This is a genomic window from Rothia sp. HMSC062F03 (genome assembly GCF_001836905.1).
Taxonomy (GTDB): domain Bacteria; phylum Actinomycetota; class Actinomycetes; order Actinomycetales; family Micrococcaceae; genus Rothia; species Rothia mucilaginosa_A.
In genome coordinates, this window is sequence record NZ_KV830885.1 from 165,552 (window position 1) to 189,933 (window position 24,382).

At 64.3% G+C, this 24,382-nt stretch carries 16 protein-coding genes and 1 tRNA gene; 8 read left to right on the forward strand and 9 right to left on the reverse strand.

All coding sequences use genetic code 11. The features are described 5' to 3' along the window. Positions 1–193: 193 nt before the first annotated feature. On the reverse strand, positions 194–5,632 hold the full coding sequence (locus tag HMPREF2674_RS06265) for a DEAD/DEAH box helicase (protein WP_070825138.1): 5,439 nt from the start codon (positions 5,630–5,632) through the stop codon (positions 194–196). 135 nt (positions 5,633–5,767) lie between these two features. Between HMPREF2674_RS06265 and HMPREF2674_RS06270 the strand changes: the two genes are divergently transcribed. Next, the gene (locus HMPREF2674_RS06270) at positions 5,768–6,355 is read left to right on the forward strand and encodes a malonic semialdehyde reductase (RefSeq protein ID WP_070825139.1); all 588 of its coding nucleotides are present in this window, start codon (positions 5,768–5,770) and stop codon (positions 6,353–6,355) included. A gap of 141 nt (positions 6,356–6,496) precedes the next feature. Here the strand turns inward: HMPREF2674_RS06270 and HMPREF2674_RS06275 are convergent, their stop codons facing one another. The 5 genes from HMPREF2674_RS06275 to HMPREF2674_RS06295 all read right to left on the reverse strand — a co-directional run bounded on the left by HMPREF2674_RS06275 (position 6,497) and on the right by HMPREF2674_RS06295 (position 11,287). Then, positions 6,497–7,444 (reverse strand): DUF4232 domain-containing protein, encoded by a 948-nt coding sequence (locus HMPREF2674_RS06275; RefSeq protein WP_070825140.1) that lies wholly within the window; start codon positions 7,442–7,444, stop codon positions 6,497–6,499. A 2-nt stretch (positions 7,445–7,446) separates the two neighbouring features. Next, a complete protein-coding gene (locus HMPREF2674_RS06280; RefSeq protein WP_049333989.1) occupies positions 7,447–7,767 on the reverse strand; it encodes a 2Fe-2S iron-sulfur cluster-binding protein in 321 nt (106 codons plus the stop codon). 345 nt (positions 7,768–8,112) lie between these two features. Then, on the reverse strand, positions 8,113–9,390 hold the full coding sequence (locus HMPREF2674_RS06285) for a cell wall biosynthesis glycosyltransferase (protein ID WP_070825141.1): 1,278 nt from the start codon (positions 9,388–9,390) through the stop codon (positions 8,113–8,115). After that, entirely contained in the window at positions 9,390–10,979 is a 1,590-nt protein-coding gene (locus HMPREF2674_RS06290; protein ID WP_070825142.1) for a DNA repair protein, read from the reverse strand. Before HMPREF2674_RS06290 ends, HMPREF2674_RS06285 begins: the two co-directional genes overlap by 1 nt. A gap of 232 nt (positions 10,980–11,211) precedes the next feature. Next, positions 11,212–11,287: transfer RNA gene (locus HMPREF2674_RS06295), tRNA-Arg, on the reverse strand. 520 nt (positions 11,288–11,807) lie between these two features. On the opposite strand from HMPREF2674_RS06295, the gene HMPREF2674_RS06300 reads away from it, so the two are divergent. The 3 genes from HMPREF2674_RS06300 (at position 11,808) to HMPREF2674_RS06310 (ending at position 16,125) form a co-directional block, all read left to right on the forward strand. After that, complete coding sequence (locus HMPREF2674_RS06300; protein WP_049342694.1) at positions 11,808–13,658, forward strand: phosphoenolpyruvate carboxykinase (GTP); 1,851 nt, start codon at positions 11,808–11,810, stop codon at positions 13,656–13,658. A gap of 326 nt (positions 13,659–13,984) precedes the next feature. After that, positions 13,985–14,458 (forward strand): RrF2 family transcriptional regulator, encoded by a 474-nt coding sequence (locus HMPREF2674_RS06305; RefSeq protein ID WP_049333993.1) that lies wholly within the window; start codon positions 13,985–13,987, stop codon positions 14,456–14,458. A 485-nt stretch (positions 14,459–14,943) separates the two neighbouring features. Beyond that, positions 14,944–16,125: an FAD-binding oxidoreductase gene (locus HMPREF2674_RS06310; RefSeq protein ID WP_070825143.1), complete on the forward strand. Its 1,182-nt coding sequence runs from the start codon at positions 14,944–14,946 to the stop codon at positions 16,123–16,125. A 137-nt stretch (positions 16,126–16,262) separates the two neighbouring features. On the opposite strand, the gene HMPREF2674_RS06315 is transcribed toward HMPREF2674_RS06310, so the two are convergent. Next, complete coding sequence (locus HMPREF2674_RS06315) at positions 16,263–17,669, reverse strand: phosphomannomutase/phosphoglucomutase (RefSeq protein ID WP_049342692.1); 1,407 nt, start codon at positions 17,667–17,669, stop codon at positions 16,263–16,265. 137 nt (positions 17,670–17,806) lie between these two features. Here HMPREF2674_RS06315 and manA point away from each other — a divergent pair, with 137 nt between their 5' ends. The 3 genes from manA to HMPREF2674_RS06330 all read left to right on the forward strand — a co-directional run bounded on the left by manA (position 17,807) and on the right by HMPREF2674_RS06330 (position 20,922). Beyond that, positions 17,807–18,994, forward strand: a complete 1,188-nt coding sequence (gene manA, locus HMPREF2674_RS06320) for a mannose-6-phosphate isomerase, class I (RefSeq protein WP_049347240.1) — start codon at positions 17,807–17,809, stop codon at positions 18,992–18,994. A 293-nt stretch (positions 18,995–19,287) separates the two neighbouring features. Next, entirely contained in the window at positions 19,288–19,557 is a 270-nt protein-coding gene (locus tag HMPREF2674_RS06325) for an ACT domain-containing protein (protein ID WP_049342690.1), read from the forward strand. A 9-nt stretch (positions 19,558–19,566) separates the two neighbouring features. After that, positions 19,567–20,922 (forward strand): PFL family protein, encoded by a 1,356-nt coding sequence (locus HMPREF2674_RS06330; protein WP_049342689.1) that lies wholly within the window; start codon positions 19,567–19,569, stop codon positions 20,920–20,922. Positions 20,923–21,078: 156 nt separating this feature from the next. Here HMPREF2674_RS06330 and HMPREF2674_RS06335 read toward each other — a convergent pair whose 3' ends face one another. Further along, entirely contained in the window at positions 21,079–22,218 is a 1,140-nt protein-coding gene (locus tag HMPREF2674_RS06335) for a DNA polymerase III subunit delta' (RefSeq protein WP_070825144.1), read from the reverse strand. Beyond that, positions 22,215–22,952 carry a dTMP kinase gene (tmk, locus tag HMPREF2674_RS06340; protein ID WP_070825145.1) on the reverse strand — a complete coding sequence of 246 codons (738 nt, stop codon included), beginning with the start codon at positions 22,950–22,952 and terminating at the stop codon, positions 22,215–22,217. Before tmk ends, HMPREF2674_RS06335 begins: the two co-directional genes overlap by 4 nt. 183 nt (positions 22,953–23,135) lie before the next feature. On the opposite strand from tmk, the gene HMPREF2674_RS06345 reads away from it, so the two are divergent. Further along, positions 23,136–24,338: a trans-sulfuration enzyme family protein gene (locus HMPREF2674_RS06345; RefSeq protein WP_070825146.1), complete on the forward strand. Its 1,203-nt coding sequence runs from the start codon at positions 23,136–23,138 to the stop codon at positions 24,336–24,338. Positions 24,339–24,382 lie beyond the last annotated feature (44 nt).

Sequence of the window (24,382 nt, forward strand, 5' to 3'; positions counted from 1 at the left end):
CGGCCCACCGTCTCGAGGACCCCGAGAGCGCGGCGGATTCCCGGAATACCATCCGGTTTGTGAGTAGGGAACGCAGAGCGCCCCGCACCTCCCTCATGGGGAGGCGCGGGGCGCTTTGTCGTGCGCGGAAGGCCCCCTGCGGATGCCTCGCCGCGTCGGGGAGTCGTCCTAAACCGGTACGGGCGAGCCGGCGCTAGAGAGGCCGGCGCATGGAGAGCCCGCGCACCGTGGCGTAGAACCCCTGATGCTGCAGGGCGCGGCGCAGAATCTGCACCGGATCCTCACCCTGCCGGTTGAGGGTGGGGGAGTCGGTGAGAAGCTCCACGTCGTTGACCTTCTCAATCGAGATCTTATCCATGCCGCCCGAGTCCATCATGCGCGCGATGGCCGGGGCGGCCGCCTCGAGCAGAACCGGGTCGGTCGTAAAGATGAGCAGGGTCTTCGCGCCGCGCTCCAGGTAGAGCACAGGCGCACCATCCACGAGCACCACGCAGGCGCCGGCCTTGCGAGCCGGGCGGTGCCGCAGGGGTGCCGAGCCCTCCGAGAGCTTCGACAGCTCGGGCCAGGCGAGGGCGGCACCGTAGGGGTTGGCCGGGTCCGTGGCGGCCAGAAGCGTCACCGTGAACGTGCCGAACACCTCCTCGGTCGCGGTGCGGCGCGGTCGCTCATCGCGCGGGCCGAGGCGGTCGGCCGCCGAGCGTAGCGCATCCACCGTGGCGGGGGCCGCGAACTGTGCGGCGCCCAGGCCCTCGATAAAGTAGCCGCGGCGCACGAGCGCACGGTCCTCGGCCTCGGAGTAGATGCGGTAGAGCTGGCTGAAGCCGCCGGGGGAGTCCTCGCCCTGCAGGCAACCGCGCGTAAGCACGCCGTAGCGGTCCAAGAGCAGGTCGGCGCGCGCCAGGGCAGCCACCGTGGGGTCCAGAGGCTCGCCCAGTAGGGAGTCTACGCGAGAGAAGCGGCCGCTATCCTGCGGGGCCACCGGCGAGGGACCGCCCCCGGCGTACCCGCCGCGCAGGGAACGGCCCATCGAGGCTCGCGCCGCCGCGATGCGGCCGGCTCCGCGGCGACCCACCCGCGAGAGGCGAGGGGCGGCCGCCGGGGTCGGATGCGCGCTCCTGACCCCCGCAAGCGTCGCGCGAACCGGGCCGAAGGAATCGTTCGTCAGCACGCCGGCCCACACGAGGCGCCACAGGGCGCTCGAGAGCTCGGCGGCATCCGGGAAGGAGACCGTCTGGCCGGGGGCCGCCGCCTCACCGAGAATCTGAACGACCCGCTCGCGCAGGGCCGGCACGAAGAGGCCGCCGTGGGCGAGCGCTTCGTGGATTGCGTGCTCGAGGGTGCCGGGGGTCTGCAGGCACTCGAGGAGCTCGGGCTCCTCCTCCCGCAGAAAATCCGCGGGGTAGCTGGGGCCCAGGGTGAGCGGCGCGCTCTCGCTCAGGTGCAGGCGAATCCAGCCGTCGGAGCGCTGGGAGGCGCCGCCGAGCCGACCGGCCCCGGTGAAGAAGACGCGGCCGGTCATCATGAGCTCGTCGAGCAGGTGCGGGCGGTAGCCCTTCACACGGGCCGGCAGGATGAGCGTTTCCAGAGCGGAGGCGGGCATGCGCACGCCGGACAGCTGGTCGATGGCGGTCAGCAGCTCCTCCTGCAGGGCAGGCTCGTCGAGGCCTTGAGCGCCGTTCGGCGCGCCGGTCTGTTCCTCCCGGGCGTTCTCGGGCGCGGCGGAGGTGAGGGGCGCGGGTGCCTCGTCGATAATTCGGGCCGTGCGTTGCGGCTCGAGGTACGCGCCGTAGGCGCTCGCCTCGGCCAGGGGTCGGGTCACGCGCACCGATAAAGAACGAACGTTCTGCCATGCGGGCAGGAAGAATCCGTAGGCCCGTGCGGGGACCGGCTCAATCTCCTGCCGCAGTGCCGCAAGCGAGCGGGCGCGAATCGTGCGTAGAACCTGCACATCCACCCACTCGGGGGAGCCGCCCGGCCCCTCGGCCCACTCGGAGGCGCCCCGCATCACCTCGGGCAGGAACTCGCCGGAGGTCACGCGCCGCTGGCGCTGCAGGCGCAGCAGCACGGGGAGAAGCACGCCGGTGCCCACCGGAGTCAAGCGTGAGAAGTGGGCCGCAGCCTCGTGCACTCCGAAGGGAATGTGGGTGCGGGCAAAACGGGAGACCAGGTCCTCGAGCGGTTCGGCCACCGACTCCAGGAAGGCGAGCGGTAGCGCCGCGGCGGGCATAATGCCCAGGCCGTCGCGCAGGCGGGCCGCATCCTCAACCGCGGCGTAGTAGAGCTGCGGGCCGCTTTCCGGGGTCCCCGGCCCCTCGAAGGAATAGGCGCGCCGCGCGTGCACGAGTCGCTCGGCCAGCTCGCGGGCGTACTCCTCGCTCGCCGGGGGTTCCGCGGGGCGGGGCTCGTCGGGTCGATCCGGAGTTGCCGGCTCGGGCTCGGCAGACTCCGGGCGGAGTCGCTCGGCCAGCTCGCGGGCGCTCAACGGGCCCAGCTGTCGCAGCAGGTCCGCCGCGCCCTCCACCCCGGAGGCCCGGTAGCGTTCGCCCGTGCGCTGCAGGCGGGCCAGGGTCTGCGTCAGTACCGCAGGGTCCAGCAGCTCACGCAGCCCGGTCGTGCCCAAAAGCTCCGCGAGCATGGCCGGGTCCAGGGCCAGGGCGGCGGCGCGGCGCTCGGCGGCGGGCGCATCCGCATCGTAGAGGTGCTCGGCCACGTACTCGAAGAGCAGGGTGCGGGCGAAGGGCGAGGGAGCCTCGGTCTCCACCTCCATCAGGGCAATACTGCGAGACTCCAGGGCGCGGTGCACCTGTAGTAGGGCCGGCAGATCGTACACGTCCTGCAGGCACTCGCGGGCGGTCTCCAGCAGGATGGGGAATTCGGGGTACTTGCGGGCCACGTCCAGAAGCTGCGCGGCGCGCTGACGCTGCTGCCAGAGCGGCGTGCGCTTGCCGGGATTACGCCGGGGTAGCAGAAGGGCGCGGGCCGCGTTCTCGCGGAAGCGCGAGCCGAAAAGAGCCGAATCGGCCACGCTATCGGTGACGATGCCCTCCAGCTCTTCGGGGTCGAAGAGGAAGAGGTCGGCCCCTGGCGGAACGTCCTCCAACGCGGGCAGACGCAGGATGATGCCGTCGTCAGCCGCCATGACCGAGGCGTCCACGCCGTAGCGTTCGATAATGCGGGCGCGCACCGCGAGGGCCCAGGGGGCGTGCACCGAGTAGCCCAGGGGCGAGTGGAGAATCAGCCGCCAATCGCCCAGCTCGTCGCGGTGACGTTCCACGATGAGGCGCCGGTCGGAGGGAACGGCACCCGTGGATTCGCGCTGCTCGCGTAGGTAGGCCAGCAGGTTGTCCACGGCCCAGCGGTCCAGGCCGAGCTGCTCGAGCTGCCGGCGGGCGGCGGGTGCATCCGCGGCCTCCAGAGAGGCGAGGGCTCGGGTGAAGGCACCCGTTTGCAGGCCCAGGGCATAGGGGCGTCCTGCGCGGTCGCCGTGCCAGAAGGGCAGGCGCGCGGGCAGGCCGGGGGCGGGGGTAACGCGCACCGCGTCGTGGGTGATTTCCTCGATGCGCCAGCTGCTGGCGCCGAGGGTGATGACCTCGCCGGCTCGGGATTCGTAGACCATTTCCTCGTCGAGCTCGCCGACGCGCTTGGGGCCGCGTTCCTCGTCCCCGCCGACGAGGTAGACGGGAAAGAGGCCGCGGTCGGGGATGGTTCCGCCGCTCGTGACGGCGAGGCGCTGAGCCCCGGGGCGGCCCTCGATACTGCCGGAGGGTGCCTGCTCGGTGGGGGTTCGATCCCAGAGGATGCGCGGGCGTAGCTCGGCGAACTCGTCGGAGGGGTAGCGGCCGGCGAGCATTTCGAGCGTGGCGTCGAAGAGGGCGCGGGGCAGCTCGGCGTAGGGGGCGCTGCGACGCAAGGCCTCGTACCAGGAGTCAACGCTGATGGGCCCAAGGGCGCAGGCGGCCACGGTCTGCTGGGCGAGCACATCCAGGGGGTTGGTGGGGATTGCGAGCGGCTCGAGGGTGCCGCTGCGCATACCCGCGAGGGTCACGGTCGCCCCGAGGAGGTCGCCGCGGTGCTTGGGGTAGAAGACGCCGCGGGAGATATCGCCCACGCGGTGGCCGGCGCGGCCCACGCGCTGCAGGGCGGAGGCGACGGAGGGAGGCGCGGCCACCTGAATAACGAGGTCCACGTGGCCCATATCGATACCCAGTTCGAGGGAGCTGGTGGCCACCACGCAGCGCAGGGTTCCGCCCTTGAGCGCCTCCTCGATGAGGGTGCGCTGTTCCTTGGAGACGGAGCCGTGGTGGGCGCGGGCCAGGGGAGGCACGGCCTCGGGGGAGTTCACATCAGTCTGTGTGGCGTACTCCTCGGGGTCGATGCCCCGCCGGGCGAGCTCGCGGCGCAGGTGAATGTCGTTGAGCGCCGCGGTGAGCTTTTCGGCAAGCCCGCGGGAGTTCACGAAAACGATCGTAGAACGGTTGTTCTCGATGTGGTCGACGATGCGTTCCTGCACTCGGGGCCAGATGGAGGTCTCGGCGCGCCCCTCCGTCCCGCCCGCGGCCTCCGCGTAGGCCTCTGCGGGGTCAAGAACGGCGTTGAGGCCGAAGGAGGCGAGCTCCTCCGCGGCGGCTCCGCCCGTTCCGCCGGTTTCGTCCCCGGGCACTCCGGGAGCCTCGGAACCGGCCGAGGGTGCGGTGGGGAAAACCCCGATGGCATCCTCGAGGGTGTAGCCGGGGGCGGAGGGGCTTTCTGCGGAAGGGTCGGCGGAGGGATCGGCAACGGGCATGGCGGCGGGAAAGGCCGGTTTCGGTGCGCCTCCTGCCCCCTCGCCCGGCCCGTAGAGCCCCTGCCCGTAATCGTTTGCCCCGCCGAGGGCCGCCATATCGGGAACGGGAACGCTCAGGCTCAGGTCCCAGCGCTTGGGTACCGGTTTGTTGACGATGTTCACGGGCTGCACGCCGCCCAGAAAACGGGCCACAGCGTCGGGGTTCTCGATGGTCGCGGAGAGCCCGATGCGCTGGGCGGGTTCGGGCAGGAGCGCGTCCAGGCGCTCGAGGGAAACGGCCAGGTGCGCCCCGCGCTTGGTGGCGGCCAGGTTGTGAATCTCATCCACGATGACCGTGGTGACGCCGGTGAGGGTGTCGCGGGCGGCGCTGGTGAGCATGAGGTAGAGAGACTCGGGGGTGGTGATGAGGATGTCGGGTGGGTTGCTGATGAGCTGGCGGCGCTCGCGGGCGGGGGTGTCGCCGCTACGCACACCCACGGTGATGAGGGGCTCCTCCGGCGCGCTTCCGGCGTCCGCGGCGCTCAGTCGCGTGATGCCGGCCAGCGGTGCCCGCAGGTTGCGTTCGACGTCGGCGCCGAGGGCCTTGAGGGGCGAAATGTAGAGAATCCGCGTGCCGCGCGGAGGCTGCGCGGTGCCGGCGGCCCGCTCACGGTGTTCGCGGTAGAGGGCGTCGAGGGACCAGAGGAAGGCTGCGAGGGTCTTGCCCGAGCCGGTGGGTGCAATGATGAGGGTGTTGCGGCCCTCGCGGATGCTCTCCCATGCGCCTTCCTGCGCGGCGGTGGGCGTGCTGAAGGCGCGGCGGAACCACTCGCGGACGGGGGCGGAGAAGTGGGAGAGTGCATCGGTCATGTTTCAATTATGACGCGTGTTACGGGTCACTTGATATACGGGTGGTGCGGGGGTGATGATGGCTTGACAGGTAACATACAGGCCCCATAATATTTTACACGTAAAATAATTTGGGAACTCAGTAAAGGAACCAACATGACCCGCCTAAACGAAGAACAGCTCGTCGCACTCTTCCACGAGCCTCGCACCGCCTATTCCTTCACCGACGAGCCCGTCACCGACGAACAGCTGCGCCGCATCCAGGAGCTCACCTTCTACGGCCCCAGCGCCTTCAACAGCCAGCCCCTGCGCATCACCTGGATCAAGAGCCCCGAAGCCCGCGAGCGCCTCATCTCCTACCTGGTGGACGGCAACAAGCCCAAGTCTGAATCCGCACCCATGATTGCATTGCTCTCGGCAGATCACGGCTGGGTCGAGAAGGCCGACACCTTCAACCCCAACTCCGCGGAGTTCATTAAGGGCTACTACGCTGACGAAAACCTGGCCAAGCCCACCGCCGATATGAACGCGCACATCCAGGCTGGCTACTTCATCACCGCGATTCGCGCCCTCGGCCTGGACGCAGGTCCCATGACCGGCGCAGACTTCGAGGGTCTGAAGAAGGAGTTCCTGGCGGGTACCAACGAGCAGCCTTTCCTGGTCGTCAATATCGGCCACGGCATCCCCTCCGGCTACGATCGTTCCGCACGCTTCAGCCACGAGGAAGCCACCCGCTCCGTCTAAAACGAGCGAAGCTGCCACATAACCTTGAGCCTAAGAATTAGGCTTAGAAATAGTTCAAGGGCGGTTCCCCGCGATGGGGAACCGCCCTTGAACTATATACGCGTTTAACGTCTTACTGCGCCGCCTGCTGGGTCGCGCTACCTAGCGTGCCCCAAACTGGCCCACGGACAGCTGCGGGACCGAAGAGGAACAAGCCGTCGTGTCGAAGGGTACGGTAACGCCGTCCCGATCGCCGGCAAGGCCCACCAGGAAGCCCTCCACCTGCCGCGCGCCGCAGCTATCGCCGAAGCGGCTCGTATTGATGGAGCGCATTACCACCGTGGTGCTATCACCCGGGGCGATGGTCACACCGGCGGGGTTCATGAACTCGGAGGAGTTAGAAGCCTCTCGCCCCACCCAATTACCCGAAGAGTCCGCGTAAATCACGCGCGGGTACCCGCGCAGGGAACAGGGTGAATCGCTGGAATTCTGGAAGTACAGCGTGAGGGTGCGTGCACCGGGGGAGTTGTTCGTCACGGAGACCGAAACGTTCAAATCATCCATGGAGCACTGCGAGGGTCCCTCGGCGTTCTTCTGGCCGGAATTATCGGATCGGCTTGAGCTACCGTTGTTATTACCGTTGCTGTTGCCACCGTTGTTACCGCCGGAGGAATTCGACGAACTCGAGTTCGAAGAAGAGGAACCGGAATCCGAGGAAGAATTCTGATGGTTCCCAGAATCGGAGTCGTTGTGCGCTTCACCGTTATTGCTCTCGCTATTCTCCTGGGGAAGGCCCTCGTGCTTTGCCTCGCTCGAGGAAGAAGACGAATGATCGTGCTTCTCCGAGCTAGACTCCTCGGCGTGAGCGGAGGAAGAATCCCCGTGCTCCGGGGACGCGCTATTGACAACTGTGATGGAGCCCGGGGCCACCGAAGCGCTGGGGCTCTCGGAAGCCACACTAATCGTGCCGGGCTTCACCGATGCGGAGGCACTCGGGTGTGCCGAGGTGTCCTCTGCATCCTGACCGGCCTGGGACGCGCCGCATCCACTGAGCGCGAGCACGCCGCAGAGGAGGGTGGTTGATGCGAGTACCTGAGCCGATTTAAACATTGTTACATCGCCGCCTGCATTTGGATTTCTGCTCCGTCCATACCGGGGGCGTACTCAACCTGGCAGCACAGGCGGGAATATTCGTTTGCGACATCATCAACCATATCGAGCAGGTCCTGCTCGGCCTCGGTGCGCTCACCGGAAGCCGCGTAGTGCTCGGGGTCAATGAAGGCGTGGCAGGTTGCGCAGGATGCGTTACCGCCGCAGGTGGCGAGGACCGGCACGCCGTTGGCCTGGAGAGTCTCCAGGAGGGTGTGGTGGTCTTCCCACTGAATATCGTAGTGTTCGCCTGCTTCGTCAGTGACCTTAATCGTTACGCCCATGCGTTCTCCTTCTTCTGTAGTGATGCGTTTCTATTGTAGAGGCAGGGGCCGGTATTAACCCCACCGATGTGATACCCCGAACTCTAGCGTCACGCATCCTGCGGGAACGCATATTAATTTTTATGCTGAAGAGCACGTATAGCTCGCTTCTAGTCTACCCTTTGATCCCTTGACAAGCGGGGAAAGACCCGTCATTTACTCCTGCCCCGGGGTGCAAATAAATACCTTGGAAAGCATAAAGACGCAGGGGCGGGGCGCCGGGAGCACAGCCCCCGAGCCCCGCCCCTTCTGCGGACGCACGGCCTAACGCGCTCCGGGTCTGCCAACCCGGTCTATACGCACGGGCTATTCGGCCCGCCCACCCTCGGAACGCTGCCCTTCAGCTTTCTTGCTCGCGCTATCCGCGGGATGCTTGCCGCCCTCCGGCGCGGAGCCCTCCGCCGGGAGCGCATCCTTTGCGGGGCGGGTACCCCGCACGATGCCGCGCACGCTATCGCGCGGATCGGCGTAGCGCAGATCAACACCGAAGGTATTGCGAATCTGACGCGCAGAATTCAGGTGCCAACGCTGCGAGTCGGAGGGAGTCACCGACGTGACGGCCTTCTGCCCCGGAGCCAGCGCCTCGTGGCGGATATCGTAGTGCTTACCGCCCATCGTCACCGTGAATCCGTGCTCCTGCAGCAGCTGAACGAACTCGTCCACGTCGTGCGGGATCTTGCGGCCGCGCTGGCGCTTTCGTCCGCTCATGCGCGGCTGAGATTCAAAGGGATTACGGTTCGCGGCAACACCGCGCGCAATGCGAATGACCTGCTGATCGGAGTGCGAGAACTCCACCTGGTAACCGTTGAGGGAGTACACGGTGCGGCTCGTACCAGGAATGGGCTGGCGGTTATCGGCCTCATCCAGGATGCGCGTAATGTACTCGCTCGTCAGGCCCAGCGCCTTGAGCTGGCTCTGAGCCTCGAGGGAGAGCTGGTAACCGCCGGCCGAGGCCTCGAGCGGGCGCAGGGCCAGAACCTCCACGGTGAGGGGGTTCAACACAACCTGGTAGCCCAGATCCTCGTGGGTGTAGAGGGTGACCTCGCGGCCGTAGCGGTTTTCCTCGGCGGTCTCCTCGCGTACCACGCTCTCGGGGGATTCGATAATCTCGAGCAGCAGGGCGTAGCCGAGGTCGTGGCGCATCATGTAGTCCATGACGCCGGGCAGTACCCCGTAAATGCGGCGGCTCTCCGGCACCTCGCCGTAAAACTCCTGCTCGATGCGTGCGGCGATACGCTGATTCTCGAGCGGCACCTCGGTCAGCGGGATGAGCCGCTGGTTGGAGGGACGAATCTTCGCGCGCGCCGCGGCGGGCTTGGGAGTCTTGCGGTAGGCCTCCACGAGGGCCTGCTGCTGCTGCACGAATTCGTGGGCGATGAGCGGCATCAGGGTGAAGTAGAGCTCTGCGGCCTCGGGGCGAATCGCGCCGCGCTCATCGAGCAGGGAGGCGCCCTCGTCGTTGGTGAGGTCCCAGGTACGCTCCGTCCCCTCCTCCGCCTCGCGGTAGCTGTAGCCGGCCAGGGAGGCCAGCTCCTGCAGGCGCACGTACACCTCGAGAGGAACGGTAATCTGCTTGGCCGACATTACTTCTCCTCCTCGGCGTTCTGAGCGTTCTGATGCTTGGGCTGTTCGGATGTGGCGGCCTCGGCCTGCCGGTTAATGGCATCGCTGAGATCCTCAATCTGCGCGCGGCGAAGGCTCTCGCCGTGCAGGGCCTGGAAATCGGGGGTCTTGGTCAGGGAGAGCACGGTCCGCTGATCCGGGGAGATGGTCATCTCCAGCCCCTCCGCGGCGTAGATGCGGGTCCAGCCCTCACCCATGCGCACGCTTTCGGGGTTCTCGAGCGTGCGGACCATAATGTCGAAGACGAACTCGGGGTTCTTGGAGAGGAAGACGCGGGCGCGCTCGCTGAAGGCCATTTCGAGGGCATTGAGCGGGGTGTACTCGCCGCGGGCCAGGGTGGTATTGGCCCCGTCATTGCACTCGGCTTCGTACTCGTCGACGACGGTAATTAGCTCGGCGGAGGCGGTGTTGACGTCCACGCGGTAGTCGTCATGTCTGAAGCGAATCGTCCAGTCGTTGACTCGTTCCGCCGTGCCCTCGCGCAGGACGGTGCGCACGAGGTCCTCGGTGAGTCCCTCGCGCTCCATGCGCTGACGTAGCCCGGGACGGATGCGGTAGGCGCGCTCACGATCTTCCGCGGTGACCCCTGTGGGGCGGGTGGGAGCCTCGGGCGCAACGTTCTTCGTCGCGGTCCGCGCGGCTCCGGCGGAGGGCACGGGCATCGGCGTCGGGGTGCTCGGGGTGTCCGAAGCGATGTTTTCGGGGGCGGCGTTCTGCTCAGTGGCCTGCTCTGCTGCCTGCTGCCGGGCACGCAGGCCCTGCAGGTACTCCTCGATCTGCGGCGGACGGTAGGTGAGCGTCGCCTTGCGGAACATGCTGGGTGAGGGGGCCGCGGAGGGCGCCGGCGGCTTCGGCGCGGCCGGGCGCGTCTCGGAGGAAACCTCGAGGGGCGCGGGGGCAACCGGTGCGCTGGGCTTCGGCGGGGCAGGTTTGGGGGCTGCAAATTGGGCGGCGGAGGGCTTGGGTGCGCTGGGCTTCGGGACGCTGGGCTTGGGGGCCTCCGAGGGGGCGAGACCCTTCTCCTCGGCCGTCTGCTCTCCGGGAGTCTCCTGCTCGGCTACCGGTCGGGCGCGGCGAGCCATCAGCGCGGGGGAGGGCTTGGGCTTCTCCGCAGCCGGTGCAACGGCCTCCGCCGATTCACTCGTTTCTTCGCCGCTCTGCACGACGATTCCCTCGGTAGCTTCCCCGGCCTCGGTAACGGTTTCTGCATCGTTACCCTCTGCGCCGATGTCTTCGGTGCCTTCTGCGGTGTCATCTCCTCGCAGGAGGGCGGCCATAAGCTCCTGACGCGAGGTGTACGGGATAATCTGGTCGGGCGTATCGATATAGCGCGGGAAGTTTTCGTAGAGAATTTTTGCCGCGCTCTCGAAGAGCTTCTCAACGCTCGGCACCTCGGCGGGGGCGCAGGGGCAGAGCAACTCGCGGTGTTGATTGTCGTAGAGGGCCCAGTGCGCGCATCGCTCGCTGGGGGCGAAGTAGTCGAGTGTTCCTAGATCTGCAATATCGATAAGCGCACCTATGAGGGATTGCGGGATGGATAACTGAGCCATGGTGCTCCTTCGCGTGATGTGTCCCTCCAACTTGGGCGTGGAAGGTCTTGTTTCCATCCTATGCGTTTTTTCACCGGTGTGCGCCGGCGCACGTCATATTGTGCGGGTGAAATGCGGATTTTTGGTGAGGATGCACCCGCCGCGCCCACAATAGGCAGGGGAAGGTGGCCCCGTCCGGGCCCACGTGTCCGAGGATACAAAAAATCCCCGGTTCCGAAGAACCGGGGATCGGTGGTGCGCCCGAAGGGATTCGAACCCCCAACCTTCTGATCCGTAGTCAGATGCTCTATCCGTTGAGCTACAGGCGCATGTTCCTCGCTCCGGATTTCTTCAATCCGTCGCGGCAACAGGTAATACTATACGGAGGTTACGGAGAGCCTGCAAGTCGAAAAACTCAAAAGGGTCCCATTTTTGGGTCACCGGAGTGTTGTAATGCCTCGTTTTACCGCGAAATTCCGGGGTTTTTGGTTCCCGGAAAATTTTTTAAAATATTTTTGTGCGGTTCCAAACGGGAGGTGGGGATCCCCCGCGAGAACCCTCCGCCCCGTACGATTCTTACCCTCCGGCCCTCGAATTTCTCATTGATTACCCTCGGTGTCTTCCTGTTGAAGGTGTGACGGGCGGAACGTAAGAAATAACGTCATAGAAGGATGTTCGGGTCGTTAATGCGTTATTCTGTAAGCATCACGAGGAAGTGGCTTCTGTCCAAGCGTGCATATTCACCATTATTTGCACGCTTGTAGTTTTTAACTGCTTCTTCGCTACCGCAGACCTATCGCGGATCAACGTAGTATCCGCGGTATTTACCGATTGAAGGGGAAAACGTCAATGGCTGACACCTCAACTCGTACTCTCTCTGCCGAACTCGAAAAGGAGCTGCAGAGCGCACCCACCACCCACCAGGGTCTTCTGGAATGGGTTCGCGAGGTTGCCGCGCTGACGCAGCCCGACCACATCTACTGGGTGGACGGCTCCGAGGAAGAATATAACCGCCTTGCGCAGGAGCTGGTGGACGCCGGAACCTTTGTTCGCCTGAGCGATCACGAATTCCCGAACTCCTACGCCGCTTTCTCCGACCCGGACGACGTGGCACGTGTCGAGGAGCGCACCTTCATCTGCTCCGAGACCGAAGAGGGCGCCGGCCCGACCAACAACTGGCGCGACCCCGTCGAAATGAAGCAGACCCTGACCGGCCTGTTCGAGGGCTCCATGCGCGGCCGTACCATGTACGTCATTCCCTTCGTCATGGGCTCCCTGAAGGCTAAGAACCCCAAGATTGCTGTTGAGCTGACCGACTCCGCATACGTTGTGTGCTCGATGCGCATCATGGCAACCATCGGCAAGGACGTTCTGGCCAAGCTGAACGAGACCAATGGCTTCTTCGTCAAGGCCCTGCACTCCGTTGGTGCACCCCTGGAGCCCGGCCAGAAGGATGTTTCCTGGCCCTGCAACCCCGAGAAGTACATCGTCCAGTTCCCCGAGACCCGCGAAATCTGGTCCTTCGGTTCCGGCTACGGCGGCAACGCACTGCTGGGCAAGAAGTGCTACGCACTGCGCATTGCATCCGTCATCGGTCGCGACGAGGGCTGGATGGCAGAGCACATGCTCATCCTGAAGATGACCAACCCCGAGGGCAAGGTTCGCTACATCTCCGCAGCGTTCCCCTCGGCTTGCGGTAAGACCAACTTCGCAATGATGGAGCCCACCATTGACGGCTGGAAGGCTGAGATGGTCGGCGACGACATCGCTTGGATTGAGTTCGACGAGAACCACCAGGCACGCGTGGTCAACCCCGAGGCCGGCCTGTTCGGCGTGGCACCGGGTACCGGTTACTCCACCAACCCGAACGCTATGAAGGCTATTGCCAAGGGCAACACCATCTTCACCAACGTTGCACTGACCGACGACGGCTCCGTCTGGTGGGAGGGCAAGACCGACGAGGTTCCCGCACACCTGATTGACTGGACCGGCAAGGACTGGACCCCCGAGTCTGGCCGCCCGGCAGCTCACCCGAACTCCCGCTTCTGCACCCCCGCATCCCAGGTGGATATGCTCGCTCCCGAGTACTACGACCCCGAGGGTGTGCCGCTGAGCGCTATCGTTCTGGGTGGTCGCCGCAAGACCACCGTTCCGCTGGTGTCCGAGTCCGACAGCTGGGAGCAGGGCGTGTTCCGCGCCGTCACCCTGTCCTCGGAGACCACCGCGGCCGCTAAGGGCGCCGTCGGCGTGATTCGCCGCGACCCGATGGCCATGCTGCCCTTCATCGGTTACAACGCCGGTGACTACTTCCAGCACTGGATTGACCTGGGCAAGAAGCACGGTGCAGAGAACATGCCGAAGGTCTACTACGTCAACTGGTTCCGCCGCACCCCCGACGGAGGCTTCGCATGGCCCGGCTTCGGCGAGAACTCTCGCGTGGTCAAGTGGATTTTCGACCGCCTGGATGGCAAGGCCGGCGGCGAGGAGACCTTCCTGGGCACCGTTCCCACCAAGGAAGACCTGGACCTGACCGGTCTGGAAATCTCCGAGGAAGAGCTGAAGGCTGCCCTGGCTGTCTCGAAGGACGAGTGGGCCGCTGAGCTTCCCGGCATCGACGAGTGGCTGGCTAAGTTCGGCGATAAGCTGCCCGCCGAGGTTCGCGAGCAGCGCGATGCCCTGGCCAAGTCCCTGGAGGACTAATTTGGTGAGGCTAAATCGCTAACTCTTTGAGCGGTTGAAGGGGCGGAATCTCGGTTGAGGTTCCGCCCCTTGCCTATCTGCCGGGCACCGAGCGCGCGAATTTGAAATGTAAAGCTATGCACCGCAAAAGATAATGCGAACGAGCCGAAGAAATATTTGGACACCTTCAATCGAGTGGGGAAGAGGCCTCTAACTTTCAGCACATGGAGCGCATCGATACAATGCCTGTGTATGTTTTTGACGCGCCCCGGTCGGTCGATGCGGTGCGCGTGCCACTGGATGCTCGGCGGGTTCCCCGCTGAAGGCGAAGTAGTGAAGGAGTATCCATGCGTTTGACAGCATTCTCGGATGTCTCGCTCCGTGTGCTGATGCTCCTGTCTGCCCTGGAGCCGGGGCAGAAGCTGTCGACCCAGAAGATCGCGGAGGGTGTGGATACCCCCTACAATCACGTAGCGAAGGCCGTGGCGTTCCTGGTAAACCAGGGGTATCTGGATTCGACGCGCGGTCGCTCCGGAGGTGTAATGCTTTCGGAATCCGGGCGTTCGGTGACGGTGGGCACCATTCTTCGTGCTACTGAGGGTGACATCCCCATGATTGAGTGTGAGGATGAGAACGGCCACTGCCCCCTGGATAAGTTCTGCCGCCTGCGCAACGTACTGGCGAGGGCTCGCGAGGCTTTCTATGCTGCCGTGGATTCGGTGACGATTACCGAATTGACCGCGGGTGCCAGCCCCGTGGGTCCGATCCTTCTGGAGCTCGGAATGGCTCCTCCGGAGAACGCGATTCCCGCTTTTTCGTAGGTCATCTGGAGGCTCGGCGGAGAGCCTTGCCGACTAGTTCCGGGACGACTACTCGGGGCTGTAAACGTGCACTATTTTCGAAAATATGCAGATTTGAGCTCACGGTATAAAAATGTGAGTAGAGTCATTATTTCGTGAGTATGCAAACTTTCTCGTGAAAATATATATTCATTGCAGAATTTTTATGCATGCACCGTCGCTAGTCACTCGCGAAATCAGCTTTTCTAACGCAAATATATTGTGTCTCACTTAGTTGACACTTCAGGTCTAAACAAACCTTAAGTACCCGTGAGTCGGGGTGCTCCCGGCACACAGTACGCCCTGAGAAAACGAAAACATAGGTCAAAGTGTTAGGGTAGGGGTGTTTTATAAACACTTTGTCACCAACGGGGTGACCTTCGGGGCACCTCGCGGCCGCCACCAACGTCGGCCCGCAACGCTTCCGGATCCCGTGGGTGACCGTTACAGGAAGAAGGCATACACCGATGCTCTCCGAAAAGTCCCGCCCGGTTATCGAGGCGACCCTGCCCATCATCGCCGAGCGCATTAACGACATCACTCCCGACTTCTACCGTCGAATGTTCGCCGCCCGCCCCGACCTGATGGACGGCATGTTCTCCCGCTCCTCCCAGCTCGAAGGCACCCAGCCCCGCGCACTGGCCGGCTCCATCGCCGTGTTTGCCTCCTACATTGTCGAGCACCCGGACTCCTACCCCGACGAAGTCCTCTCCCGCGTTGCACACAAGCACGCCTCCCTGGGCCTGAAGGAAGAAGAGTACCCCACCGTCTACAAGTACCTCTTCGAGGCTATCGCCGCTAACCTTGGCGACCTGGCCACCCCCGAAATCGTCGACGCCTGGACCGAGGTCTACTGGCTCATGGGCAACGCCCTCATCAAGCTGGAGAAGGGCCTGTACGCTTCTCAGGCCAACGATGTGACCCGCGCACCCTTCAAGGTTGTGGACCGCAAGGAGACCGGCGAGAACGTCGTCGTGCTGACCTTCGAGCCCGCCGATGACACCCCCATGACCGAGTCCAAGGGTGGCCAGTACGTCTCCGTCACCGTTCCCGCACGCGACGGTCTGCGCCAGGCACGCCAGTACACCCTGCTGCCCAGCGAGAAGAACCAGCGCCGCATCGCCGTGAAGCTCGACCCCAACGGCGAGATGACCTCCATCCTGCACGAGCTGAAGGTCGGCGACGTCGTTGAGCTCTCCAACCCCTACGGCGACCTGACCCTGGAGGGCTTCGGCGACCCCGAGGCGCCCCTGTACCTCTTCTCCGCGGGCATCGGCACCACCCCCATGCTCAGCTTCCTCTCCGAGCTGGTTGAGAAGGGCTCGAACCGCCCCGTGACCGTGGTCCACGCAGACCGCCGCCTGGACACCTGGCCCCTGCGCGAAGAGCTCGTCGAGCTCGTCGGCAAGCTGCCCAACGGTCGCCTCGTCTCCTTTATTGAGGGCGAGGGCGGTGACTACACCGGCCGCGTGGACGTCTCCAAGCTGGACGTTCCCTCCAACGCCAACGTGTACCTCTGCGGCCCGCTGCCCTTCATGCAGGGCGTGCGTTCCGCACTGGTGGATGCGGGTGTCCCCGGCAAGAACATCAACTACGAGATCTTCGGCCCGGACCAGTGGATGCTCCACGACCAGGCACGCGAAGCGTAAAAATCCCGCAAGCCGGTTCGTCGACTGGGTTCCCCTGTTTGACAGAAAAACTTAGTCGGAATCAGCAATCAAAATAAAAAATCCCGCCCCGCAGACATATTCTGCGGGGCGGGATTTTTTAGTAGCTAGCGAAGAGCTTAGCCCTGGCGAACCAGAGCCAGAACCTCGTCGCGGACGCGCTCCATGGTGGCGACATCCGGTGCCTCAAGGTTCAGGCGCAGGAACGGCTCGGTGTTCGACGGACGCAGGTTAACCCACCAGCCCTCTTCGGTGTTGGTGAAGGTGGTGCCGTCGGAATCCTCAACAACCACGGGAGCGTTAGCGTAGTGTGCACGCACACGGTCCACAGCGGCAGCCTTGTCTTCAATCTCGGAGTTAATCTCGCCGGAGGCAACGTACGGGGAGTACTTCGCGCTGATCTCGGAGAGGGGCTTGTCGTCGCCACCCAGAGCTGCCAGCACGTGCATAGCGGCCAGCATACCGGTGTCGGCGTTGAAGAAGTCCTTGAAGTAGTAGTGAGCGGAGTGCTCGCCACCGAACACACCGTTCTCCTTGGCCATGACGGCCTTGATGAAGGAGTGACCAACGCGGGTCTTCACGGCGCGGCCGCCCAGCTTCTCAACGAGCTCGGGCACAGCCTTCGAGGTGATCAGGTTGTAGATGATGACGGGCTCTTCGTTGCCCTCAGCCTTGGCACGGGCAATCTCGCGCTCGGCCACCAGAGCGGTCACGGCCGAGGGGGTCACTGCGTTACCCTTCTCGTCAATCACGAAGCAGCGGTCGGCGTCGCCGTCGAAGGCGAGACCGATGTCTGCGCCGTGCTCCACGACAGCCTTCTGCAGGTCGACCAGGTTGGCCGGCTCCAGCGGGTTGGCCGGGTGGTTCGGGAAGGTGCCGTCCAGCTCGAAGTACAGGGGAACGATTTCCAGGGGCAGGCCCGGCAGGATGGTGTCGCCCAGAACGGCGGGGGTGGTCATGCCGCCCATGCCGTTACCGGCGTCCACCACGACCTTCAGCGGGCGGATGGAGGAGAGGTCCACGAGCTTGCGCAGGTACTCTGCGTAGGGCTTGAGGATGTCCTTCTCGGTCACGGTGCCGACCTTCTCAACCGAGGGAATCTCGCCGGCGTCCAGGTACTTCTGTGCCTGGTCGCGGATGTCAAACAGACCGGTTTCGGAGGACACCGGAACGGCGCCGGCCTTAGCCATCTTCATACCGTTGTATTCGGCAGGGTTGTGGCTAGCGGTAAAGGTAACACCGGCGGCGTTTTCAACGCCACATGCGAAGTACAGAACGTCAGTGGAGATCAGGCCGATCTTTTCAACGTTTGCGCCGCGAGCGGTTGCACCCTGGGCAAATGCATCCATGAATTCGGGAGAGGAGGGACGCATATCGCCGCCGACCAGGACGGTCTGGCCCTGCAGTCCCAGAACATCGACAAATGCCGCACCGGTAGCGCGAACAGTCTCTGCAGTAATGGTCTCGCCGACGATGCCACGCACGTCGTACGCCTTGAATGAGTCATGTAGATTAATAGTAGTCACGCCTTTTATTTTAGCGGTAAAGAAGTCTACTAAGCCCCTATAATGGGCAGGTAAAACCTTATAAATTCCGCTGAATATATGGGTTTTTTATCACGTCACTTATATCAAACAGCCCCCGGCGAGAGGTATTTTTCCCCATGGGTGAGATTTTTTCCCTTAAAAACCAGATTCAGAATTATGCGTGGGGTTCACGCGAAATTCTAGGACGTATGCGTGGCGTGCCCGTACCCACCGAACAGCCCGAAGCTGAGGTGTGGGTGGGTGCGCATCCGGCTGCGCCCTCGCGCGCTACCGTGGACGGCGCCGAATCCCCGCTGAACGAGCTGATCGTGGAGAATCCCTCCCGCTTCCTGCGCCCGGACCGAACCTCCGACTGGTTCCCCTTCCTCTTTAAAATCCTTGCGATTGACGCCCCCCTGTCCATTCAGGTGCACCCTACCCCCGAACAGGCCATCGCCGGCTTCGAGGACGAGCAGGCCCGCGGTATCGCGATTGATGCGCCCTACCGCAACTACAAGGACCGCTACTCCAAGCCTGAGACCGTCATCGCGCTGAGCCCGATGCGCGTGCTCACCGGCGTGCGCCCCGTCGAGCAGCTCAAGACCCTGGCCGCCGCATTCGGTGCCGCCTGGCTGGCCGAGCGTGCCGAGCTCAGCCCCAAGCAGCTTCTGACCGAGATTATCCGCCTGCCCGAGGAGACCGCCTCCGCCGCAGTACAGCACCTGGTAGACACCGCCCCCGGGCTGCTGGGCGCCTCGAACGATGTGGTAGCCGACGCCGCCGAGCTCGTGCGCATCGTGGACGGCAAGTACCCCGGTGACCGCGGTCTGCTCGTGGCCTTCGTGATGAACCTGGTGCACCTTGCTCCCGGCGAGTCCGCCTTTACCCCCGACGGCCAGGTGCACGCCTACGTTTCGGGTACCGCCATTGAGCTGATGAACCCCTCCGATAACGTGATGCGTGCCGGCCTGACCGCCAAGCATATCGACACCGAGGAACTCATTAAGGTGCTCGGCGAGAAGCAGGACGCCCCCGTCATCCAGCGCCCCAACCCCGAGGACGGACCCCTGGGCACCTACGCCATGTGGGATGAGCGCATGAGCGTGACCCGTGTTCGCGTTGAAGAGGGCAAGCCGCTAAGCTACACCTTCAAGGGCATTAGCGCGGCCCTGAGCGTCGCGGGTAAGGTGACGATTCAGGCCAAGGACGGCAACGGCACGGACGAGTTCGTGCTCGGCGCCACCGAGTCGGTACTGCACGTGGGCGAGCCCTCCGAGGCCGTGCTGAGCGGTAGCGGCGAGCTGTATATCGCATCCTACGTTTAACATCTAAGTTCCGTTAGGGGTTTTAGATACACAGACTTATAAGAATCCGCGGTTTTTTCGATATCTATATCGGTGAAGCCGCGGATTTTTTATTCTCGGGTTTTGAAGATTTGGGGTGCGGCTTTGCAAAATAGTGCCCGTTCCCCTGTTATCTGTGGCCTAGGTAACCTATAATTGTTGGTATAAGTATGCATAGGTTCGTTCTTCTATGCATAAAACCCGGGTGATTCCGCCCGCCGCGGCAGCTGGACGCATCCGCCGTCAGTATTCGCACCATCCCCAAGGAGAACACCGTGAAGATCATCATCACCGTTACAGGCATCGACCACGAGGGCATCATCGCCGCGGTCACCACCGCCCTGGCTGAGCGCAAGGTCAACGTCCTGGACGTCTCCCAGACCATCATGGGCGAATACTTCACCATGATTATGCACTGCTCCTTCAACAAGGACGAGCAGAACCTCATCGACCTGCAGGAAGCCATGGTCGGCGTCGAGCGTGAGCAGAGGGTGCAGATCCGTATTCAGGCCGAGTCCATCTTCAAGGCAATGCACACCCTCTAGGCGGCCACCATGATGAACAGCAATATTCTCGAAACCATCCGCATGATCGAGGAAGAAAAACTCGATATCCGCACCGTCACCATGGGCATCTCCCTGCTCGACTGCGCCGACTCCGACGGCGAAGTAGCCCGCCGCAAGATTTACGAGAAGATCACCACCCGCGCGGCAAACCTCGTGAGCGTCTGCGAAGGCATCGAGGCCGAGCTCGGCATCCCGATTGTCAACAAGCGCATCGCCGTCACCCCCATCGCGCTGGTGGCCGGTGCATCCGATGACGAGGACTACGTGGAGTTCGCCCGCACCCTCGACGCGGCGGCCAAAGCCGTGGGCGTGAACTTCGTGGGCGGCTTCAGCGCCCTCGTCGATAAGGGCATGACCCCCGCCGACGAAAAGCTGATTCGCTCCATTCCCCGCGCCCTCGCCGAGACCGACGTGGTCTGCTCCTCCGTGGATATCGGCTCCTCCCGTGCCGGCATCAACATGAGCGCCGTCAAGCTCATGGGCGAAACCATCCGCGCCACCGCCGACCTGACCGCCGATACGCACGGCTTCGGCTGCGCCAAGCTCGTGGTCTTCGCCAACGCCGTCAGCGACAACCCCTTCATGGCCGGCGCCTTCCACGGCGTGCAGGAGGCAGACACCACCATCTCCGTGGGCGTCTCCGGCCCCGGCGTGGTGCACCGCGCCCTGCAGAAGGTGCGCGGCGAATCCTTCGACACCTGCGCGGAAGAAATTAAGAAGGCGGCCTTCAAGATTACCCGCGTGGGCCAGCTGGTCGGCACCCTCGCCGCCGAGCGCCTGGGCGTGCAATTCAACATCATCGACCTCTCCCTGGCACCCACCGCCGAGATCGGTGACTCCGTGGCTCACATCCTCGAGGAGATGGGTCTGGAAACCGTCGGCACCCACGGCACCGTCGCGGCCCTCGCGCTGCTCAACGACGCGGTTAAGAAGGGAGGTCTCATGGCCTGCTCGAACGTCGGCGGTCTTTCCGGCTCCTTCATTCCGATCTCTGAGGACATCGGCATGATTGAATCCGCCGCCGCCGGCCAGATTACCCTGGATAAGCTCGAGGCTATGACCGCCATCTGCTCCGTCGGCCTGGACATGGTAGCCGTTCCCGGCGACACCTCCGCCGCGACCCTCTCGGCCATGATTGCAGACGAGGCTGCCATCGGCGTGATGAACCACAAGACCACCGCCGTGCGCGTTATCCCGGCCGTGGGTCTGGGCGTGGGCGATATGGTCGAGTTCGGCGGCCTGCTGGGCCGCGCGCCGGTCATGCCCACGCACACCCCGAGTGCAGAGGCGTTTATCGCCCGTTGCGGCCGTATTCCCTCGCCGGTGCACGGTTTCCGTAACTAGGCGGGTGCCGGTTCGCCGGGCTAACGCGAGCGTACGGTACCGCGTGAAAATCGCTGTAATAACAGGCGGGGGCCGCTATTCAAAGAATGTTTGTTCTCTGAATAGCGGCCCCCGCATTTTAGTTTTGTGCGGCCCTGCTTAACCTCGGGCACGAGCCTACGCGACGAAGCGGCTCATGAGCGCCTCAAGCGCCAGGCGCGCGTTCGCGTTCGTGCGCAGGCGGCGCAGGGTAATCTCCACCGCTTGCACGTCCTGCAGGAGCTGCTCGGGGGAGCGACGCTCGCACCACGCTGTCAGCGGCTCGCGCAGGTGCTCGTTAATGAGCGGTAGCTGCGCTGAAAGGGAGAGCGTCAGTGCATCGCGAAGTACGGTCTGCACCTGGGCCACCGAACGCAGCAGCGTATCGGAAGCCACGCGCTTGGCCCGGCGCTTCTGCTGGTCTTCAAGCCTGCGCACCTGGGCGCGCAGGGTCGGAGCCACTCGCTCGCCCTCGCGGATGCCCAACAGGGCCATCAGCTCGGCGCGCTCCCGCTCATCCTTTGCAGCGGAGACCGCCTGGGCATCCTGTTCTGCCAGGTCGGTGAGTTTTTCCGCCGCGCTAAACGCCGAAGAAATGGAACGGACGTTCAGAATGAGGGAGGTGGTCATCTCCCGGCGGGCCATGGCCTGCTCATCGGTGGCCAGGCGGTACCCCTCCTCGGCGTCGCCCATGGCCAGGCGTGCCGCGCGGCACGCCAGCGGGTCGGCCACACCGCGCGAGAGAAGATACCCGTGCACCTGCTCCTCCGAGGGCACCGGCAACTGCACCGGACGGCAACGCGAACGAATCGTGACCAGCACATCCGTGGGGGAGGGGGCCGTCAACAGCCAGATGGTGTGCGGGGGCGGCTCCTCGATGGCCTTGAGCAGCACGTTCGAGGTGCGCTCGGGCATGCGCTCGGTATCCTCGAGCAGAATCACTCGCCAGCGGCCCACCGTCGGGCGGTCCTGGGCCTTCATGACCAGCTCGCGTGCCTCCTCGATGCTGATGTTCGTGGCCTCGGTCCTAAAGTGCGTGAAGTCCGCATGCGAACCGTTCATCACGGTCACGCAACCCTTGCACTCACCGCATCCGCGGTTCTGCGGATCGGGCTGTTCGCAGAGCAGGGCCGCGGCAAACACCTTGGCTGCCTCGCGATGGGGCGCGCCGGCCGCGCCCGTAAACAGCCAGGCGTGGGTCGGGCGTGAGGAGGCGACATCGCGACGCAACTGGTCGCGCTCGCGCTCAGGAATCAGCAGAGAATCCCACAGGCTCATGCATCCCCCTCGGTCTTCTGCTCGGTCACTCGCGGTGCGGCGGAACGATCGAGGATACGTTGGCCCAGCAGAGGCTCGACCACCTCAAGGACGCGGGCATGCACCTCATCGATCGTTCCCACACCGTCGACGATGCGGTGCGAACCGTTGGAATCCTCGCGAGCAATCCGCTCGAAGGCGGAGTGGATGCGCGCCTTAAAATCGGCGCCCTCGGCCTCGATGCGGTCCACAGTGCCGCGCTCGGTCATGCGCTCCTGTTCGGCGCGCAGGGGCACGCTCAGAAGCAGGGTTGCGTCCGGCACCAGGTCTGCGGTGGCCCAGCGGCTCAGGTCAACAATAGTGTTCACCCCGAGATCGCGGCCCACGCCCTGGTAGGCGGCGGAAGAATCGATGTAGCGGTCGCAGAGCACGATCGCTCCCTCGGCGAGTGCGGGGCGAATCAGCTGAGCCGCGTGCGCGGCGCGGGAGGCCGCGAAGATGAGCGCCTCGGTGCGGTCGTCAATAGCGCCCTGGCCCGCCTCGAGCACGAGGGCGCGTAGCTTCTCGCCGATTTCGGTGCCACCCGGCTCTCGGGTGGTGACGACCCGGTAGCCTCGGGCGCGGAGCGCCTCATCCAGCAGGGTGAGCTGGGTGGTTTTGCCGGCGCCGTCGCCTCCTTCGACCACGATGAAGAGCCCGCGGCGGTTGGCGGGGTCCGCAGAATCGGGGAGGGGGGTGTAGCTGAGAGTATCCATCACCCCTTAAGGGTACCGGGTTCACCGTGGGCCTGCGGTGCGCGTCGGCAGCCTGCCGGTGGGAGCCGCAACGGCCTTCGCGCGGGACTTGGCAGCGCCCCCGCGTAAAAAGCGTGTTAATCCTGAGCGGAAAATGCCGGGTGAGGTATGCGTTCGAGGCCCCGGTGTGCCAGGCTTAAAGGTATGAGTGCAGATAACCATGACATGAACTATTCCGCTGAAACCTATGTAGTCGCCGGTGGCCGCCCCGCCCACGAGCACGATGCGCCGGTGAACCCCCCGATTGTTCTGACTTCCACCTACCGCGGCGTGAACGCCGTCAACATTGAGCACGACCGCGTGTACGCCCGTTTCTCGAACCCGACTTGGGAGGGCATGGAAGAGGTTGTCGCTAAGCTGGAGAACGCTTCCCAGCCCGGCCTGCTGTTCCCCTCCGGCATGGCCGCCGTTTCCTCCGTGATTGACCTGGTGCCGGTGGGCGCTATCGTCCTGATTCCTAAGCACGCCTACATGGCGTCCGTGACCCTGTGCAAGGATCTGGAGCGCCGCGGCATCATCGAGCTGGTGCGCGTGGACATTGAGGAAACCGCCAGCGTTATCGCAGCCCTGGAGGACGCCGCATCCCGCGCCGGCGTGACCCCGGAAAACGTGAACTACTCCTCCCCGAAGGTCCTGGCCTGGCTTGAGAGCCCCACCAACCCCATGCTTGAGGTGGGGGATCTGCCCGAGATTCTTGCCGCAGCCCGCCGCCTGGGCGTCGTGACCGCCGTGGACAACACCTTTGCCACCCCGATTCTGCAGCGTCCGCTCGACCTGGGCGCCGACGTTGTGGTGCACTCGGCCACGAAGTTCCTGGCCGGCCACTCGGACGTGCTGCTGGGCATGACCCTCACCTCGAACGAGGAGCTGTACAAGGCGATGCTGCACTACCGCATCACCAACGGCGCGATCCCCGGGCCCATGGAGGCCTGGCTGGGTCTGCGCGGCCTGCGTACCCTGGCGCTGCGCGTGGAACGTGCGGTGCAGAACGCGCAGGTGCTGGCCGAGCGTCTGAGCGAACACCCCTTCGTCTCGGAGGTGCGCTACCCGGGTCTTGAGAGCCACCGTGGCCACGAGGTCGCGAAGAAGCAGATGTCCGGCTTCGGCGCGATTCTGTGCATCACGCTGGATACCGACGCGCAGGGAGCCCGCAACGTGGTTGAGGCGCTGAAGGTGTGGACCCCCGCCACCTCCCTCGGCGGTGTGGAATCCCTCGTGGAGCGCCGCCGCCGCCATGGCAGCGAGCCGGAGTCGATTCCCGAGTCGATGCTGCGCCTGTCTGTGGGTATCGAGAACGTCGATGACCTCTACAATGATCTGGTCGAGGCCTTCAAGGCCGTTCGATAAGGCACCGTTAGCTACGGTAGTGTGCTAGGGTACTGGGTACCCGG

Bases quoted from the DNA above. Each gene is read 5' to 3' on its own strand.
- HMPREF2674_RS06330 (WP_049342689.1), top strand. From the start codon at position 19,567: ATGATGAACAGCAATATTCTCGAAACCATCCGCATGATCGAGGAAGAA.
- HMPREF2674_RS06305 (WP_049333993.1), top strand. From the start codon at position 13,985: ATGCGTTTGACAGCATTCTCGGATGTCTCGCTCCGTGTGCTGATGCTC.
- HMPREF2674_RS06345 (WP_070825146.1), top strand. From the start codon at position 23,136: ATGAGTGCAGATAACCATGACATGAACTATTCCGCTGAAACCTATGTA.
- HMPREF2674_RS06280 (WP_049333989.1), bottom strand. From the start codon at position 7,767: ATGGGCGTAACGATTAAGGTCACTGACGAAGCAGGCGAACACTACGAT.
- HMPREF2674_RS06275 (WP_070825140.1), bottom strand. From the start codon at position 7,444: ATGTTTAAATCGGCTCAGGTACTCGCATCAACCACCCTCCTCTGCGGC.
- HMPREF2674_RS06290 (WP_070825142.1), bottom strand. From the start codon at position 10,979: ATGGCTCAGTTATCCATCCCGCAATCCCTCATAGGTGCGCTTATCGAT.
- HMPREF2674_RS06335 (WP_070825144.1), bottom strand. From the start codon at position 22,218: ATGAGCCTGTGGGATTCTCTGCTGATTCCTGAGCGCGAGCGCGACCAG.
- HMPREF2674_RS06285 (WP_070825141.1), bottom strand. From the start codon at position 9,390: ATGTCGGCCAAGCAGATTACCGTTCCTCTCGAGGTGTACGTGCGCCTG.
- HMPREF2674_RS06270 (WP_070825139.1), top strand. From the start codon at position 5,768: ATGACCCGCCTAAACGAAGAACAGCTCGTCGCACTCTTCCACGAGCCT.
- HMPREF2674_RS06300 (WP_049342694.1), top strand. From the start codon at position 11,808: ATGGCTGACACCTCAACTCGTACTCTCTCTGCCGAACTCGAAAAGGAG.
- HMPREF2674_RS06310 (WP_070825143.1), top strand. From the start codon at position 14,944: ATGCTCTCCGAAAAGTCCCGCCCGGTTATCGAGGCGACCCTGCCCATC.
- manA (WP_049347240.1), top strand. From the start codon at position 17,807: ATGGGTGAGATTTTTTCCCTTAAAAACCAGATTCAGAATTATGCGTGG.
- HMPREF2674_RS06265 (WP_070825138.1), bottom strand. From the start codon at position 5,632: ATGACCGATGCACTCTCCCACTTCTCCGCCCCCGTCCGCGAGTGGTTC.
- tmk (WP_070825145.1), bottom strand. From the start codon at position 22,952: ATGGATACTCTCAGCTACACCCCCCTCCCCGATTCTGCGGACCCCGCC.